A 16198-nucleotide genomic window follows, 5' to 3' on the forward strand; every position below is an offset into this window, starting at 1 on the left:
CTGGGCCAGCGCCGCGTGCAAGCCGCGAACTACGGCGAAGACTGCAGCCGCCAGGTGCGCGCAGGCGTGCGCGGGGCTGCGCTAGAGTGGGCGGACCTTGCACGAGGCCGTCCACCATGCCGATCGAACTGAAGATGCTCGCCTGGTCCATCGCACTGGGAGTGGCGCATGTGCTGCTGGGGGCCGCGCTGACCACCCGGCAACGTGGGCTGAAGTGGAATGTCGGTGCGCGCGATGCCGTGCTGCCGCCGCTGGAGGGCGCCGCGGCACGGATGGATCGTGCATTGCGCAACTTCCTGGAGACCTTCCCGTTCTTCGCTGCCGCCACGCTGGCGGTGGTGGCGCTCGATCGTGGCGACGCCGGCACCGCGCTTGGCGCGCAGTGCTATTTCTGGGCGCGTCTTGCTTACGTGCCGCTGTACGCGGCGGGCGTGCCGTACCTCCGTACCATCGTCTGGACCGTCTCGCTGTGGGGCCTGCTGCAGGTACTCTGGGCGTTGCTGTGACGTCGCCACGGACGGTGGGTTCATCGCACGGTGGGCCCGCGCCGCGGGTTTGACACTAGACTAGGCCGACCCTCACCCATGCCCGTGCCTTCGTGCGCAGGCGTCGCGCCCTGATCGACCGGATGTTGTCCCGCACCCTGCACCTTCCCCTGTCCCTGCTGCTCGCCGCCAGCCTCGTGCTGGCCGGCTGTGGTGCGCGCGAGGCGGACGGCGATGCGCCCGATGCGATGGCCCAGGCGCCGGCCACCGACGCCGCACCGCCAGCGGAAACAACCTCGCAGCAGGCTGAACGTGGCGACGGTGCGGTGTCCACCGGACCGATGTCGCCTGCGCGTGGCGCGCCTGCCGAGAGTGGCTCCCGCGAGGGCCTGCCTACCGATTGGCCGCTGGCGAAAGTCGAGTCGGGCAAGGCCTGGGTCAGTTGCCGCGCCGACTACAACACCAAGCAGGGCGATGGCGAGCCGCTGGAATCGCTGGCGTTCTTCAGCGTGGTCGATGCGCTGTCGGCATGCCAGAAGGGCGGCGTGCTGCGCCTGCGTTACCAGGGCAAGATCGCGGCGGACTTCACCGATCTGGTCTCGCGGGTGGCCGACATCGCCGAGCGCATGGCCATCCACAAGCGCATCCTCGATCTGGACTCGGCCGGCGGGCAGGTGGAGGACGCGATCAAGGCGGGCGATGCGATCGGCGGCGGCGGCTGGACGATCTGGGTGCGCGAAGGCTCGGTCTGCCACAGTGCCTGCGTGTTCGTGCTCGGTGCCGGCGACAACCGGATGATCTCCGGCAAGGTCGGCGTGCACCGGATCATCCGCATGAGTTCCACGGCGACCACGCGCAGCGAACTGAACGAGGAACTGCGCGGCGTCTACGACCGGGTGAAGGACTATCTGTCGCGCAACGGCGTGGCGGTCGCGGTCGCCGACCTGATGATGACGGTGCCCAACCGCAGGTTGCGCCTGCTCAGCAAGGACGAGCTCCAGGAATACGGCCTGGATGGCACCAATGCCGCCCAGGACGACCTCGACCGCCTGCAGCTGATGCGCCGCTGCGGCGAGGATTTCGTGTTGCGCCGCGACGCCTTCCTGCGCAGCTTCGACAGCGAGTGCAAAGCGGCGGGGAAGGACCTGGACCAGATGCAGGCGTGCGGTCTCACCCTGCGCGAGCGTTTCGAGTTTCCCGATGCGAAATGCCCGGCCGACAGTCCGTTGTCGGAGTTCGACCGCATGGCCGACGCGGAAGAAGCGCTGGAACCCGGCGACGCATCGGGCACCGCGCCCTGACCCGCTCGCGTTGAGGCTCAGCCGGGACCGGCGACCACGCGGATCTCCGCATCGCCGACGCGGACGACCTGGCCGGCGCGGATCTTGGCGGTCTTGCGCGATTCCACCACGCCATCCACGGCGACCTCGCCCGCCGCCACGATGGCCTTGCCCTGGCCGCCGCTGTCGGCAATGCCGACCAGCTTGAGCAGTTGGTTGAGTTCCACGTGGTCGCGGTCAAGTTCGAAATCGATACGTTGCATGCGCGCAGTGTAAGCCACGCGGGTGACGGCTCAGTCCTGCTCGAAGCGCGCGATCTCGTCGAACTGGGCGCGTGCGCGGCGCAGGCTGGCGCCACTGATGCTGTCTTCCATCGCCTTCGCCAGGCGCGGCCGCGCCGGGTTGCGCGACCAGCGATGGAACCAGGCCGTGGCCAGCAATCCCGCCGCGCCGACCAGCAGGCCGATCCACACCATGCCGGGTGCGCGGGCGTACAGGTCGGTACCCCCGAGTCCGGCCAGCACCATCAGCACCGGCACCCACAGGAACCACCACGGCAAGCCCGCCAGCATTCCGTTGACGATGTAGGTGCGCCGCAGCGTGGCCAGCCGCTTCTGGATGTCGACGATGGGCTGGGCGTAGTCGATCTGCCCGATGCGGTGCAGCGTCTGGCCGGCCATCGCGATGGTCGCGATGCCATAGAGCTGCACGATGATGCCGGCCACGACGGTCGTCCATGGCAGGCCGTCGCCGGATTGCCCGCCTCGGATCCACAACAGCGCCGCCAGCAGGATGAAGGGGATGCCGAACAGCGTCTGCGCCACCTGGCCCCAGAACAGCGGGCGCAGGCTCGACAGCGCCTTCTGCTTGCGTTGCTCCAGCAGCACGTGGGCCTGCAGGGCATCGTGCCGTTCCAGGCGGCGCGACAGCGTCTGCCATGCCAGTTTCAGTTCATCGGTTTCCATGGCGATAGTTCCGTAAGAAGAAGTCATCGGGTCAGAGTTCCTGGCGCAGCCGCTGTTTCAGCCGGCTGATCTTGGTGGCGACATTGGTTTCGCTCAGGCCCAGCACGTCGGCCATCTCGCGGTAGCTGTGGTCTTCCAGGTAGAGCAGCAACAGGGCGCGGTCGAGCGGCGGCTGTGCCTGGATGAAGCGGTACAGCAGGTCGACCTGCTGGCGCCCTTCGTAGTCATGTGCATGCGGGTCGGCGAGGTCGTGATGGTCTTCGGTCCACGCCTCGGACGACGGTCCGCGCGTACGGCTCCGGACGTGCGAGATCGCCACGTTCAGCGCGATGCGGTACATCCAGGTGGCGAACGGGCGCGCGTGGTCGTAGTCGGGCCAGGCCTTCCAGAGCTGCGTGGCGATGTCCTGCATCAGGTCGTCGCGGTCGTCGCGGTGCCAGGCGTAGGTGCCGGCGACCTTGGCGATGATGCCGCGGTGGGCCTGCAGCAGCGCCGGGAAGCCCTCGCGGGCGTCCATGGGGCTGTGGGCATTCATGGCGGTGGTCGAATCCATTCCGGCATCGGCTCGATTGTGCGGTGTGCAGGGTGATTCGCCGACGGGCCCGGAAAATCACGCGGCCGCATCGCCGGCGCCGGGTCAGCGGGTGCTGCAGCGCGACAGGAGCCCCCCGAAAGCGCACAATACGCGGCTCGGCGTGCGGCTCCGCGACGCCCCGGAGTATCCGCATGTCCCAAGAATCCCCTTCGCCCGCCCCCCTCCTTTTCGCCGATCTCGGCCTGCCGGCACCGGTCATGGCCGCCGTCACCGAGGTGGGCTACGAGACCCCGTCCCCGATCCAGGCGGCCACCATCCCCGCCATGCTGGCCGGGCGTGACGTGCTGGGCACGGCGCAGACGGGTACCGGCAAGACCGCGGCGTTCGCGCTGCCGGTGCTGGCGAACATCAACCTGAATGCCGGGAGCCCTCAGGCGCTGGTGCTGGCGCCCACGCGCGAGCTGGCCATCCAGGTGGCCGAAGCGTTCCAGAAGTACGCCGGCAAGATTCCCGGCTTCCACGTGCTGCCGATCTACGGCGGCCAGAGCTACTACCCGCAGCTGCAGGCGCTGAAGCGCGGCGTGCACGTCGTGGTCGGTACGCCCGGCCGTGTGATCGATCACCTCGAGCGCGGCTCGCTGGACCTGTCCGGGCTGACCACGCTGGTGCTGGACGAAGCCGATGAAATGCTGCGCATGGGCTTCATCGACGACGTCGAGACGGTGCTGAAGAAGACCCCGGAAACACGCCAGGTGGCGCTGTTCTCCGCGACCATGCCGCCGGCGATCCGGCGCATCGCCCAGACCTACCTGAAGGATCCGGTCGAGGTGAACATCGCCTCCAAGACCACCACCTCGGCCAACATCCGCCAGCGCTACTGGTGGGTCAGCGGCATGCACAAGCTGGATGCGCTGACGCGGATCCTGGAAGTGGAGCCGTTCGACGGCATGATCGTGTTCGCCCGCACCAAGGCGGCGACCGAGGAACTGGCCGACAAGCTGCAGGCGCGTGGCCTGGCAGCCGCGGCGATCAACGGCGACATGCAGCAGGCGGCGCGCGAGAAGACCATCCAGCAGCTCAAGGACGGCAAGCTGGACATCCTCGTCGCCACCGACGTGGCCGCGCGCGGCCTGGACGTGGAACGCATCAGCCACGTGCTGAACTACGACATCCCGTACGACACCGAAAGCTACGTGCATCGCATCGGCCGCACCGGCCGCGCCGGTCGCACCGGCGATGCGATCCTGTTCGTCACCCCGCGCGAGAAGGGCATGCTGCGCTCGATCGAGCGCGCCACCCGCCAGCCGATCGAAGAGATGCAGCTGCCCAGCGTGGAAGCGGTGAACGACCGTCGTGTGGAGAGGTTCCTGGCCCGCATCACCGACATGCTGGCATCCGGCAAGGCCGGCGAATTCCGTGCGCTGATCGAGCGCTACGAACGCGAACAGAACGTGCCTGCGGTCGACATCGCCGCCGCGCTGGCGCAACTGGTGCAGGGCGACACGCCGCTGCTGCTGTCGCAGGAGCGCACCCCGCGCGAACAGCGCCCGGTGCGCAGCGAGACCTATGGCAACGCGCCGCGCCGCGAGCGCGACGAGCGTCCGCGCCGCCACGAGGACGGTCCGGGCGAGCGCCCGGCGCGCAGCTTCGACAAGCCCGAGCGCTCGCGCATCGAGCGTCCCGACACCGACCGTCCGCGCGCCGACAAGCCGCGTGGTGCGCCGGAAGTGGGCATGGAGACCTACCGCATCGAGGTGGGCCACGCCCACGGCGTGAAGCCGGCGAACATCGTCGGCGCGATCGCCAACGAGGCCGGGCTGGAGAGCCGCTACATCGGCCGCATCGACATCCAGCACGACCACACCACGCTGGACCTGCCCGAAGGCATGCCGCGCGAGCTGCTGATGCACCTCAAGAAGGTCTGGGTGTCCGGCCAGCAACTGCGCATCCACAAGCAGGGCGAGGATGCCGGCAGCGCGCCGCCACGCCGGTTCGCGGGCGCAGGCGCAGGCAAGGGCAAGCCACGCGGCGACAAGCCGTTCGGCGCAGGCAAGCCGGCCGGCAAGCCGCACCGCAAGGGGCCGCCGCGCGAGTGACGGCTCTGCCGGTGCCCCCGGCACTGCGAGTGGCACGGAAGTTGCATTCCGGAGACGCAAGCCAGCGCACCGGTCATCGGGAGGGCGGCGACATACCGGAGTGTCTGTGAGGGGGAACGGGGATCAACGTGGCGGAATCGCGGGGTGGCTGATGCTGCTCTTCGCGCTGTCGTGCCCGGTCCAGGCCGCTCCGGAAGCCGGCAGGGACTACCTGGTCACCGGTGCGCCGACCTCCGAACAGGCACCGCAGCGGCACTGCACGGCCGCGATGCTGGCCGGGCTGACCGAGCGGGTCGAGGTCCCCGCACCGCCGGGAGGGTGGTCCGGTGCCCCGCAGGCGGTCAACGTGTTCAACATCTTCGCGGGCGAGGTGCGGGTGCACCATGGCGACCGCGAGGTCTGCGGGCGCATGCACGACGCCCGCACGCGCGATTCGCGGTTCCGTGCCGGCGTGGGCATGGTGGTGGTGCCCCCGGCGGGCAACCGGGAACCCATCGAGGTGGCCTGGGCCACGCCATTGAAGCCCGGATGGATTCCCACCGTCCGCATCGGTGCGCCCAGCCCGGTCCAGCAGTTCGACACCGCGCGCCTGCTGGTGCGGACGGCGTGCGTGGCCATCGCCATCGCGCTGGCCTTCATGGCACTGATGGGATTCCTGAGCACGCGTGATCGGGTCTTCCTGGGTTACACCCTGCTGTGCGCGCTCAGCGTGTTGGGACAGGCGGTGCTCAGTGGTCTGAGCGGCTACCCGGAACCCTGGCTGCCCATCGGCGACGGCGAATCCCGGTGGCTGGTCGCGTTCTCCTGCCTGGGCTTGCCGACGCTGTTGTACGTGATGTGGCTGCTGGTCGGCGGCGCGCGCGCCTGGCCCGGCACGCGACGCTGGCTGCCCTGGCTCGTCGCGGGCATCGGCGCCACCAGCATGGCCGTGGCCTGGTTGCCGCAGGAAGGCCTGTCGCGGCTGGCGACCGGCGTGGACATGGGGTTTTCCGCAGGCTGCGGTGTCATCCTGGCCCTGGGCCTGTGTTTCCTGCGCCGCCAGCGCGCCGATGCCATGGCGGCGATCGCCGCCGTGATGCCGTTCCTGGCGATGGCCGCGATGGACCTGGTCGACAGCCGCCTGTTGATCGAATACCGCGTGGAAGCCATCCAGCTGTCGATCACCTGGTTCCTGACCGTCAGCGCGTACGTGCTGAACCTGCGCCTGGGCCAGTTGCGCCGCCAGCGCGACGAGATGCGCGCCCTGGCCGACACCGACGAACTCACCGGCCTGCCGAACCGCCGTGCCGGCCTGAAGCGGCTGGAGCAGCACATGCGCGATGCCCGCGCGGGTGAGGAATCGCTGGCCGTGGGCTTCCTCGACATCGACCTGTTCAAGCGCATCAACGACGTGCACGGGCATGCGGTCGGCGACCGCGTGCTGGTGGCGGTGGCGGGCACCCTGACCTCGGTGGTGCGCGACCCTGCGGACGTGATCCGGATGGGCGGCGAGGAGTTCCTGGTGCTGTTGCCCGGCATAGGCGGTGCCACCGCGCGGGCGCGCCTGGAAGCGATGCGTACGCAGGTGCGCGCGACCGGCGCCGGGCTGGGCATCGAGGGCCTGCTCGTCACCGCCAGCATCGGCCTGGCGACACTGGAGCCGGAGGACCTCGACGCGGCATCGCTGCTGCGTCGCGCCGACGAGGCGATGTACCGGGCCAAGCGGGCCGGGCGCGACCAGGTAGTCGACGCCGGGGCCGCCCCGGATGACAGCAACTGACGCGGGACGACCATTTGTCGGCGGTCCGTGTCGAATGATGACCATGGCCTCAAGCGCACCGGGGCCGGGCCGATGAACGACGATGGAGGCCTGCGCGAATGCCTTCCATCGCGTGGACCAACAGGAGTGACATGTGGACAACAGGGAAGCACCCCTAGCGGGCGGAATGGCCGGCGGTGACCGCGACCGGGGGCTGCAGCGCCTTCCGGCCCGGGTCGCGGTGCTCATCGTCCTGTCCGCGCTGGGCGCACTGCTGATCGCCGCCGTGCTTGAAACGCAGGCGGGCGCGACCGCCTACATCATCGGCGAGAGCCACTGGTCCAAAGCGCAGCAGCGTGCCGTGCACAGCCTGTACCGCTACGCGCGCCATGCGCAGCCCGCCGACCTGGCCGATGCGCGCGCCGCCCTGCGCGTGCCGCTGGGGGACCGCGCGGGCCGACTGGCGCTGGAGCGCACGCCGGTCGACGTGGCCGCCGCCCGTGCGGGGTTCCTGCAGGGCGAGAACGCGCCGGAGGACATCGAGCGCCTGGTCTGGATGTACCGCATGCTGGGCAAGGCCCCGTACTTCCGCGAATCGGTGCGCCTGTGGCGCGAGGCGGAAGTCGAGATCCAGCAGCTGGTAGCGCTGGCCGACGAACTCGAGTCGCGTCCGCCAGGCGCCACGCGCGACGATGCCAGCGTCCGCGCCTACCAGCACAGGTTGATGGAAATCGACGCGCGCGTGCGCCCGAAGGAACTCGCGTTCTCGCGCTCGCTGGCGGAGGGTGCGCATTTCATGCGGCGCGTCCTGCTGGGGCTCAGCGCGGTGGCGTTCCTCGTGCTCTGCGCGTATGCGCTGCACGTCATGCGCAGCACGCTGCGCCGCGTGCGCGAGACCGAAAGCGAATTCCGCATGGCGTTCCACCAGTCCGTGGTGGGCATGCTCAAGCTGGATCGCGACGGACGTTTCACCCAGGCGAACGAGGCGCTGGCGCAGATCCTGGGGATGCCGCTGCATGACATCCGCTCGCTGCACCTGTCCGACGTCCTGCATGCCGACGATCTGCAATGCGATGCCCACGGCGCCATCGACTGGACCCGCATGCTCGAGCCGGGCGAGCGCCGGCTCGTGCGTCGCGACGGCGACGTGCGCTGGGTGCGCTGGACGGCGTCGGTGGTCGCGGCGCGCGCGCGCTGCGCGGAGCGGGTGTTCGTGCTGGTGGAAGACGTGTCCGAAGCACATGAACTCGCCTGCGAGATCGCGCACCAAGCCAGCCATGACGACCTCACCGGCCTGATCAACCGGCGCGAGATCGCCCGCCGGCTGGGCAGCGCGCTCGGGCAGGCACATGGATGCGATGGGCGGCACACGCTCTGCTACATCGACCTGGACCAGTTCAAGCTGGTCAACGACACCTGCGGGCATGAAGCGGGCGATCGCTTCCTGTGCCATTTCGCCACCCGGGTGGCGGCGCAGCTGCGTCGTGAAGACTGGCTGGGGCGCCTGGGCGGCGATGAGTTCGCGGTGCTGCTGCACGACACCACGCTGGAGGAAGCGGAAGCGGCGATGGCGCGCATCCATGCGTCGCTGGGCGAGTCCTCGTTCCAGTGGAACGGGCGTACGTTCGGCCTGAACTGCAGCATCGGCGTGGCCGAGATAAACGACACGGCAGTGGACGTGGACTGGCTGCTGCGCGCTGCCGATGCCGCGTGCTATGTCGCCAAGGAAGAAGGGCGCAACCGCATCCGCTGCTATCGCGATTCCGATCCCAGCCTCTCGCGTCGCCGCCACGAACTGGAATGGGTGGCGCACACGCAACTGGCGATCGCGGAAGACCGCCTGTTGCTGTATGCGCAGCAGATCGTCGCGCTGGATGGCAGCCAGCGCCTGCAGTACGAAGTGCTGGTACGCCTGCGCGACCGCGAGGGCCGGCTGCATGCGCCGGGGGTTTTCCTGCCGGCGATGGAGCGTTACGGGCAGGGCATGGCGGTCGATGCCTTCGTCGTCGATGCGGTGTGCCGCCACTTCGCCCTGCATCCTGCGCACCTGGCCCGCGTGGATCTGTGCCACGTGAACATGTCCGCGCAGTCCATCGCCGACCCCGCTTTCCTGGAGCACGTGAACCTGCTGCTGGACCAGCACCCGGACGTGGCCACGCGGCTGTGCTTCGAGATCACCGAAACGGCGGTGATCGCCAACCTGGACGATGCCTGCCGCTTCATCGATGCGATGCGGGCGCGCGGGTGCCGGATCGCGCTGGACGATTTCGGCAGCGGCCTGTCGTCGTTCGCCTATCTCAAGCGGTTGCCGGTGGACATCCTCAAGATCGACGGCGCCTTCATCCGCGACCTGGCGCGGGGCGAGGTCGACCTGGCGCTGGTGCGTTCGATGAGCCAGATGGGGCAGGCGCTGGGCAAGGTCACCATCGCCGAGTGGGTCGAAAGCGATGCGGTGATGGCGCAACTGCGCGAGGTGGGCATCGGGCACGTGCAGGGCTACGCCGTCCACGTGCCCTGTCCGCTGGACGAACTGATGGCGGCATGGGAGTCCGTTCCGGCCGCCGCCTACGCGGAACCTGCCTGAAGCGGGCGACGGCGGGCGCCCGATCCCGGATAATGGCGGCATGACCGTCCGCCTCAACAAGCGCATCGCCGACACCGGCTTCTGTTCCCGCCGCGAGGCCGACCGCCTGATCGCGGAACGCCGCGTCACCGTCAATGGCATGGCCGCCGGCATGGGCGCCGTGGTGGGCGAGGGCGACGAGGTGCGGGTCGATGGGCAGCCGCTGAAGGCGCGGGCGGTGAAGGCAGGCAAGCGCAAGCACGTATACATCGTGCTGAACAAGCCGGTCGGCATTACCTGCACCACGGAGTCGTCGGTGAAGGACAATATCGTCGACTTCATCGGCCACGAGCAGCGCATCTTCCCGATCGGGCGGTTGGACAAGGATTCCGAGGGCCTGATCCTGCTGACCAGCAACGGCGACATCGTCAACCAGATCCTGCGCGCGGAGAACCGCCACGAGAAGGAGTACCTGGTGGCGGTCAACAAGCCGGTGACGGACGAGTTCCTGCGCGGCATGGCGCGCGGCGTGCGCGTGCACGGGCAGATGACGCTGCCGTGCCGCACCAGCCGGATCGCCAGGTTCGGTTTCCGCATCACCCTGACCCAGGGATTGAACCGCCAGATCCGCCTGATGGCCGCTGCCTTCGACTACCGCGTCACCCAGTTGCGCCGGGTGCGGATCGACAACGTGAAGCTGGGTGACCTGAAGCTGGGCCGCTGGCGCAACCTCACCGATCAGGAGCTGCGTGGCCTGCTGCCGCAGCAGGAAGCCTGGTGACGCATAGCGTGATCGTCGTCGCGCGGCGGCGACTTACGGTGCGCACGAACACCGGCATACTGCTCCGGTCTCCACATCCCCTGCCGGCATGAGCCGACCTCTCAAGCCCGACAACGAAGAAGAACGCCTGGCTGCCCTGCGCAGCTTCGACATTCTCGATAGCGATCCCGAACGCGCCTTCGACGACCTGGTCCGGATCGCCGCCGCGATCTGCGATGTGCCGATGGCCGCCGTCACGCTGATCGATCGCAACCGGCAGTGGTTCAAGGCCCAGGTCGGCATGGACAACCCGGACCCCTCGCTGGAAACGTCCTTCTGCGCGCACACCATCCTCAGTCCGGGCGCCATGACGGTGGTGCCGGATGCGACGCGTGATGCGCGCTTCGCCGACAATCCGCTGGTCACCGCCGGGAACGGCATCCGGTTCTATGCGGGCGCACCGCTGATGACGTCGGATGGCTTCGCCCTGGGCGCGCTGTGTCTGGTGGACGCGCAGCCGCGGCAGCTGGAGCCGTTCCAGCTCACCGCACTGGATGCGCTCTCGCGGCAGGTCTCCCAGCTGCTGGAGTTGCGCCGCGTAAGCCGGCAACTGAGCCATCAATTGCGCGAGCGCGGCTGGTACGAACAGCAGATGCAGCTCTACCAGGACCAGCTGGAGCAGCAGAACGCCGATCTCTCCGAGCAGACCCGCACCGACGTGCTGACGGGGCTGCCCAACCGGCGGGCATTCGCGGCTGCGCTGGAGGCTGCGATGCGCAAGGCCGAGGAGTCCGGCGAGCCGCTGGCGGTGGCGGTACTGGACGTGGACCACTTCAAGACGATCAACGACCTGCATGGCCACGATGAAGGCGACCGCGTGCTGGTGGCGCTGGCGGACATGCTGAAATCCCAGTCGGCCGGACGTGGACTGGCCGCCCGCTACGGTGGCGAGGAGTTCGTCATCCTGATGCCCGGCGCGAAGTGCGACGAGGCACGGCTGCAGTGCGAGTACATGCGGCAGAGCGTGGGCCTGCTGCCCATCGGCCTGCCGGTATCGGTCAGCATCGGTCTGGCGGACCGTCAGGGCGGGGACACCGCGGAGACCATGTTCCGTCGCGCCGACCAGGCCCTGTACGAAGCCAAGCGCAGCGGGCGCGACCGGGTGGTGGTGGCGACCTGAGTTGATCGGGATCAATGCGCGCCGCGACGGACTGACGCATGCTGTACCCATCGGCGGCGCAGCGGGCGCCCGCCCCATGCGGAGAACGACGATGAAGATCCTGTTGGCCGTGGATGGAAGCGAGATCGGACTGGCGGCTGTCCGCCACCTCGTGGAACTGAGCAAGTCGTTGGCCGAGCTGCCCACCGTGACCCTGCTGTATGTCGATCCGCCGCTGCTGCGCTCGGTCGCGCTCGAACTCGGCAGCGATGGCGTGGAGCGTTACCACGCAGAGAACGGCGCCTATGCGCTGAAGAAGGCGCGCACCGCGCTCAAGCGCGCGCAGTTGCCCTTCGTGGAGAAGATCGTGGTGGGCGAGCCGGCCGAGAGCATCGTCAAGCAGGCCAAGTCCGGCAAGGCGGACCTGATCGTGATGGGTACCCACGGGCGCGGCGCGTTGAAGCAGCTGCTCGTCGGTTCGGTGGCGCTGAAGGTCATCGCCACCAGTCCGGTGCCGGTGGTGGTCGCGCGCTGACCGCGCTCAATCGACGATGTTCTTGGCCTCGGAGGTGCCCAGCACTTCCGGGTGCTCGATGCGCCTGGGGCGTTGCGTCAGCGGATGCAGGAACACCGCCGCCAGGATGATGCCGACGCCCAGGTAGAACAGCGGTGTCAGCTCGCGCTGCTCGCCCAGCAGCACGATCGCCAGCATGATGGCGTAGACCGGTTCCAGGTTGGTCACCAGCTGCACGCCGTATGCACTGAGGTGCTTCAGCGCGACCAGCGACAGCGCGAACGGCAGCAGCGTGCAGGCCAGCGACAGCACCAGCAGCAACACGCCGTCCTTCAGCCCGGGCAGCACGAACAGTTCGCCGGCGAAGGCGGGGAACAGGATCGGCATCAGGGGTGCCAGCAATGTCAGCAGGATGGTGCCGGCGCCAAGTTCCAGTCCGGTGATCGTCAGCGGCTCGCCATGGTCGATCAGGCGCTTGTTGAGCGGCCCGAACACCGCCACCAGCAACGCGGATATCGCGCCGACCAGCACGCCCAGCCGCATGCCGTCGGGGATCCCGCCGACCACCAGCGCCACGCCCGGCAACACCGCGATGCCGAACAGCAGTTCGCGCCAGGAAAACGGCCGGCGTGTCAGCCACGGCTCGATCACCGAGGTGAAGGCCGGCGCCAGTGCGATGCAGGTCACCGCCACGGACGCATTCGACAACTTGATCGCGCCGTAGAACGTCAGCCAGTGCAGTGCCACGATCACGCCGATGCCGCAATACGCGAGGGCCAGCTTCAACGGCATCGCGCGCAGGCCACGCCATACGCGTGGCAGCAAGGCGAGGGCGACCACCACGATCAGCATGCGCCACCAAACCAGCGGCAGCGCGGACAGGCTGATCAGCTTGCCCAGGATGGGCGTGAAGCCCCACAGCAGCACGCACAGGTGGATCTGCAGCTGGGCCCTGGCGGTCGGTGTCATCGGCATGCGTGCATTGTCGCCGAAGCGCCGCGCGGCTGGCGATGAGACCACTCCCGACCGGGCGCTCGCCGTGGCAAGCTGGCGGGACCGCGGATCGAGGATGACCGATGTCGCCCACATGCCTTCCCGTCGTGCCCCGCACGTTCGCAGCGCTTGTGGGGCTGCTTGCCCTGGCGGCGCTGGTGCTGCAGTACGTCCTGATCCTGCAGCTGACCCGCGACAATGTCGGCGTGGTCCTGGGCACGGTGCGCTTCGTCACCTACTTCACCATCCTCAGCAATATCGCGGTGGCGCTGGTCGCCTTCGCCGCGGCGACGGGGCGGTCGGGCTTCTTCGGGCAGGCCCGCGTGCGCGGCGCGGTCGCGTTGTACATCGGCGTCACCGGCAGCATCTACTTCTTCATCCTGCGCCACCTGTGGCAGCCGCAGGGTGCGCAATGGTGGGCCGACACCGGCCTGCACTACGCGGTGCCGCTGGCGTACTGGGCGTGGTGGCTGACGTGTGTGCCGCATGGGGCGCTGCGCTGGCGCGATGTGGCGGGATGGCTGCTGTTCCCGCTGGGTTACGTCGGCTGGGTGTTCCTGCGTGGCGCGTGGGTGGGCGAGTATCCGTACCCCTTCATCGACGTGGGCCAGCTGGGCTGGGCGCGCGTGGGCGTCAACGCGCTGGGCGTCATGGGGGTGTTCGTGGTGCTGGGGCTGGTCGTCGTGGGCCTGGACCGGCTGCTCGGCCGGCGTAGAAGTCCCCTGTAGGAGCGACGTGAGTCGCGACCGTGCATCAAGCTCGCCAGGGCACTTGGCAATCCGACGGACTATGGGCGATGCAGCTGTGCATGACCGGTAGGCGTCCGGTCGCGACTCACGTCGCTCCTGCAGGGGGCGACAGCGCTGGACGCGTCTCGCGCGGCGTGCGATGTTCGCGCGCCACGACCGTACCGACATTCAGGGCTTCCGCATGACCGTCGCTGACGCATCGCGTCCGATCCACCGTCCCTTCGACCGGCGCGATGCGAAGACGCTCGGCCTGTCGGCGCTGGGCGGTGCGCTGGAGTTCTACGACTTCGTCGTGTTCGTGTTCTTCGCCAAGGTGCTGGGTGCGTTGTTCTTCCCGCCCGGTACCGCGCCGTGGCTGGCACAGCTGCAGGTGTACGGCATCTTCGCGGCGGGCTACGTGGCGCGACCGCTCGGCGGCGTGGTGATGGCGCACTTCGGCGACCGCCTGGGCCGCAAGCGCATGTTCACGCTCAGCGTTTTCATGATGTCGGTGCCCACCCTGTTGATCGGCCTGCTGCCGACGCACGCGCAGGTCGGCGCGCTGGCGCCGCTGTTGCTGCTGGCGATGCGCGTCGTGCAAGGGATCGCGGTGGGCGGTGAAGTGCCGGGGGCCTGGGTGTTCGTGGCCGAGCACGTGCCGCGCGGTCGCGTCGGCATCGCCTGCGCCACGCTGACGGCGGGCCTGACCGCCGGCATCCTGATCGGCTCGTTGCTGGCGGCCTGGATCAACGCGCATTACAGCGCGGCCCAGGTGCAGGAGGGCATCTGGCGCGTACCGTTCCTGCTGGGCGGCGCGTTCGGCTTCATCGCGGTGTGGCTGCGGCGCTGGCTGGAGGAGACGCCGGTGTTCGTCGAGATGCGCGAGCGCCGGCAGCTGGCGCGACGGCTGCCGGTGAAGCAGGTGCTGGCCGCACACCGGCCCGCGGTGATCCTGTCGATGCTGGCCTCGTGGCAGTTGACCGCTGCCATCGTGGTGATCGTGTTGCTGACGCCAACGCTGGTGCAGACCAGCTTCGGCATTGCGCCTGCCGTGGCATTCCAGGGCAACAGCCTGGCGACGCTGGCGCTGGTATTCGGTTGCCTGGTCGCGGGCTGGGCGGTGGACCGCATCGGCGTGGGGCGCGCGCTGCTGTTCGGGTCCTTGGGGTTGGGCGCGGCTGCGTACGCGTTGTACGGCGCCCTGGTGGCGGGCCACCAGGCGCAGTTCGTGGCCTGGTACACGCTGGCCGGTTTCTGCTGCGGGGTGGTGGGCGTGACGCCGGCGCTGATGGTGGCGGCGTTCCCGCCCGAGGTGCGCTTCTCCGGCCTGTCGTTCTCGTACAACGTGGCGTACGCGGTGTTTGGCGGACTGACGCCGCCGCTGATCGCATGGGTGTCCGTCGCCTGGGGACCGTTGGCGCCGGCGCACTACGTGTCGTTCACCTGTCTGGTCGGTGTCGGCGTCGCTGCATGGGTCATCGTGAAGCGTCCGCTGCGCTACTGACGGCGCTATCCCGCCAGCTTGCGGATCAGTTCCATCGCCGCGGCCGGATTGCGTTCCTTCGCGCTGCTGATGAAATACACGAACACATCGCGCCGCGGCAGCGCGGCCGCGGGTTCGCCGACGTGCGGCAGCTCGGCGATGTCTTCGCCGCGCGACCAGGCGCGCGCGCGTTCGGCCCACTGCGCCAGTTCCTTCGGCGGATACCCGGTCTCGATCGGCTGCGAGCGCATCAGGCGTGCATAGACGAAGTCCGCCGTGAGGTCGGCGAAAGAGGGATAGTCGGTGGAATCGGTGAAGACCGTGGCGACCTGGTGGCGACGCGCCAGGTCGATGAAGTCCCCATCCACCGCGCCGGGATCGCGGACTTCCAGCGCATGCCGTAGCGGGCGTCCATCGATCTCGCGAGGCAGCAGCGTCAGGAAGGCGTCGAGTTCATCCGCGTCCACGCGCCGGCCCGCTTCGAACTGCCAGACCAGTGGGCCGAGCTTGGCGCCGAGTTCGGCGATACCGGCGACGAAATCCTCCACCTGCACCCGCGTGGAAGCCAGCGAGCGCGATTGCATGATGCGCTTGGGCGCCTTCGCCGAGAACATGAAGCCATCCGGCGTCTGGTCGCGCCAACTGGCGTAGGTCGCGGGCTTCTGCGCGCTGTAGTAGGTGCCGTTGATCTCGATGGCGGTGAGCTGGCGGCTGGCGTATTCCAGCTCACGCCGTTGCACCAGGCCACCGGGATAGAAATTCTTGCGCCAGGGCGCGAAGGTCCAGCCGCCGATGCCGACACGGATACCGTCGGTCGAGACCGGGGGTGCAGAAGCGAAGAGATCGTCCATGCGCGCAGGATAGCGCGGCCTCCGTCGCCGCCGCGTTACCATCGAGCC

The 16198-nt window shown here is 68.8% G+C and carries 15 protein-coding genes; 10 read left to right on the plus strand and 5 right to left on the minus strand.

What is annotated here, in order from left to right; all coding sequences use genetic code 11:
• Positions 1-116: 116 nt before the first annotated feature.
• Together AC3DET_RS08005 and AC3DET_RS08010 are read left to right on the plus strand one after the other, a co-directional pair.
• Complete coding sequence (locus AC3DET_RS08005; RefSeq protein ID WP_446538698.1) at positions 117-506, plus strand: MAPEG family protein; 390 nt, start codon at positions 117-119, stop codon at positions 504-506.
• A 227-nt stretch (positions 507-733) separates the two neighbouring features.
• Complete coding sequence (locus AC3DET_RS08010; protein WP_488391713.1) at positions 734-1786, plus strand: COG3904 family protein; 1053 nt, start codon at positions 734-736, stop codon at positions 1784-1786.
• Between the two features lie 17 nt (positions 1787-1803).
• On the opposite strand, the gene AC3DET_RS08015 is transcribed toward AC3DET_RS08010, so the two are convergent.
• The 3 genes from AC3DET_RS08015 to AC3DET_RS08025 are packed head-to-tail and all read right to left on the minus strand — an operon-like array spanning position 1804 to position 3247.
• Positions 1804-2028, minus strand: a complete 225-nt coding sequence (locus AC3DET_RS08015; protein ID WP_337731176.1) for an RNA-binding S4 domain-containing protein — start codon at positions 2026-2028, stop codon at positions 1804-1806.
• A gap of 30 nt (positions 2029-2058) precedes the next feature.
• Positions 2059-2757 carry a serine/threonine protein kinase gene (locus tag AC3DET_RS08020; RefSeq protein ID WP_488391283.1) on the minus strand — a complete coding sequence of 233 codons (699 nt, stop codon included), beginning with the start codon at positions 2755-2757 and terminating at the stop codon, positions 2059-2061.
• 4 nt (positions 2758-2761) lie between these two features.
• The gene (locus tag AC3DET_RS08025) at positions 2762-3247 is read right to left on the minus strand and encodes an RNA polymerase sigma factor (protein WP_488391714.1); all 486 of its coding nucleotides are present in this window, start codon (positions 3245-3247) and stop codon (positions 2762-2764) included.
• 209 nt (positions 3248-3456) lie between these two features.
• On the opposite strand from AC3DET_RS08025, the gene AC3DET_RS08030 reads away from it, so the two are divergent.
• The 6 genes from AC3DET_RS08030 (at position 3457) to AC3DET_RS08055 (ending at position 12116) form a co-directional block, all read left to right on the plus strand.
• The gene (locus AC3DET_RS08030; protein WP_337731175.1) at positions 3457-5361 is read left to right on the plus strand and encodes a DEAD/DEAH box helicase; all 1905 of its coding nucleotides are present in this window, start codon (positions 3457-3459) and stop codon (positions 5359-5361) included.
• A gap of 151 nt (positions 5362-5512) precedes the next feature.
• The gene (locus tag AC3DET_RS08035; RefSeq protein ID WP_488391284.1) at positions 5513-7120 is read left to right on the plus strand and encodes a sensor domain-containing diguanylate cyclase; all 1608 of its coding nucleotides are present in this window, start codon (positions 5513-5515) and stop codon (positions 7118-7120) included.
• Between the two features lie 133 nt (positions 7121-7253).
• A complete protein-coding gene (locus tag AC3DET_RS08040) occupies positions 7254-9683 on the plus strand; it encodes a putative bifunctional diguanylate cyclase/phosphodiesterase (protein WP_488391285.1) in 2430 nt (809 codons plus the stop codon).
• Positions 9684-9723: 40 nt separating this feature from the next.
• The gene (locus tag AC3DET_RS08045; RefSeq protein ID WP_488391286.1) at positions 9724-10443 is read left to right on the plus strand and encodes a pseudouridine synthase; all 720 of its coding nucleotides are present in this window, start codon (positions 9724-9726) and stop codon (positions 10441-10443) included.
• Between the two features lie 88 nt (positions 10444-10531).
• On the plus strand, positions 10532-11602 hold the full coding sequence (locus AC3DET_RS08050) for a GGDEF domain-containing protein (protein ID WP_488391287.1): 1071 nt from the start codon (positions 10532-10534) through the stop codon (positions 11600-11602).
• A 91-nt stretch (positions 11603-11693) separates the two neighbouring features.
• A complete protein-coding gene (locus AC3DET_RS08055) occupies positions 11694-12116 on the plus strand; it encodes a universal stress protein (RefSeq protein ID WP_337731170.1) in 423 nt (140 codons plus the stop codon).
• Positions 12117-12122: 6 nt separating this feature from the next.
• Here the strand turns inward: AC3DET_RS08055 and AC3DET_RS08060 are convergent, their stop codons facing one another.
• Positions 12123-13070: a DMT family transporter gene (locus tag AC3DET_RS08060; protein WP_488391288.1), complete on the minus strand. Its 948-nt coding sequence runs from the start codon at positions 13068-13070 to the stop codon at positions 12123-12125.
• A gap of 101 nt (positions 13071-13171) precedes the next feature.
• Between AC3DET_RS08060 and AC3DET_RS08065 the strand changes: the two genes are divergently transcribed.
• Complete coding sequence (locus AC3DET_RS08065) at positions 13172-13816, plus strand: Pr6Pr family membrane protein (protein ID WP_337731168.1); 645 nt, start codon at positions 13172-13174, stop codon at positions 13814-13816.
• 202 nt (positions 13817-14018) lie between these two features.
• Entirely contained in the window at positions 14019-15320 is a 1302-nt protein-coding gene (locus AC3DET_RS08070) for an MFS transporter (RefSeq protein WP_488391289.1), read from the plus strand.
• A 5-nt stretch (positions 15321-15325) separates the two neighbouring features.
• Here AC3DET_RS08070 and AC3DET_RS08075 read toward each other — a convergent pair whose 3' ends face one another.
• Complete coding sequence (locus tag AC3DET_RS08075) at positions 15326-16150, minus strand: DUF72 domain-containing protein (protein WP_488391290.1); 825 nt, start codon at positions 16148-16150, stop codon at positions 15326-15328.
• Positions 16151-16198: the final 48 nt, after the last annotated feature.

The sequence above is a fragment of the Pseudoxanthomonas sp. 97-1-1 genome (genome assembly GCF_057773125.1).

Excerpts from the sequence above, each read along its gene's own strand:
- AC3DET_RS08030 (WP_337731175.1), top strand. The coding sequence starts at position 3,457 with ATGTCCCAAGAATCCCCTTCGCCCGCCCCCCTCCTTTTCGCCGATCTC.
- AC3DET_RS08045 (WP_488391286.1), top strand. The coding sequence starts at position 9,724 with ATGACCGTCCGCCTCAACAAGCGCATCGCCGACACCGGCTTCTGTTCC.
- AC3DET_RS08035 (WP_488391284.1), top strand. The coding sequence starts at position 5,513 with ATGCTGCTCTTCGCGCTGTCGTGCCCGGTCCAGGCCGCTCCGGAAGCC.
- AC3DET_RS08020 (WP_488391283.1), bottom strand. The coding sequence starts at position 2,757 with ATGACTTCTTCTTACGGAACTATCGCCATGGAAACCGATGAACTGAAA.
- AC3DET_RS08065 (WP_337731168.1), top strand. The coding sequence starts at position 13,172 with ATGTCGCCCACATGCCTTCCCGTCGTGCCCCGCACGTTCGCAGCGCTT.
- AC3DET_RS08055 (WP_337731170.1), top strand. The coding sequence starts at position 11,694 with ATGAAGATCCTGTTGGCCGTGGATGGAAGCGAGATCGGACTGGCGGCT.
- AC3DET_RS08070 (WP_488391289.1), top strand. The coding sequence starts at position 14,019 with ATGACCGTCGCTGACGCATCGCGTCCGATCCACCGTCCCTTCGACCGG.
- AC3DET_RS08010 (WP_488391713.1), top strand. The coding sequence starts at position 734 with ATGGCCCAGGCGCCGGCCACCGACGCCGCACCGCCAGCGGAAACAACC.
- AC3DET_RS08075 (WP_488391290.1), bottom strand. The coding sequence starts at position 16,150 with ATGGACGATCTCTTCGCTTCTGCACCCCCGGTCTCGACCGACGGTATC.
- AC3DET_RS08015 (WP_337731176.1), bottom strand. The coding sequence starts at position 2,028 with ATGCAACGTATCGATTTCGAACTTGACCGCGACCACGTGGAACTCAAC.
- AC3DET_RS08005 (WP_446538698.1), top strand. The coding sequence starts at position 117 with ATGCCGATCGAACTGAAGATGCTCGCCTGGTCCATCGCACTGGGAGTG.
- AC3DET_RS08025 (WP_488391714.1), bottom strand. The coding sequence starts at position 3,247 with ATGGACGCCCGCGAGGGCTTCCCGGCGCTGCTGCAGGCCCACCGCGGC.
- AC3DET_RS08050 (WP_488391287.1), top strand. The coding sequence starts at position 10,532 with ATGAGCCGACCTCTCAAGCCCGACAACGAAGAAGAACGCCTGGCTGCC.
- AC3DET_RS08060 (WP_488391288.1), bottom strand. The coding sequence starts at position 13,070 with ATGCCGATGACACCGACCGCCAGGGCCCAGCTGCAGATCCACCTGTGC.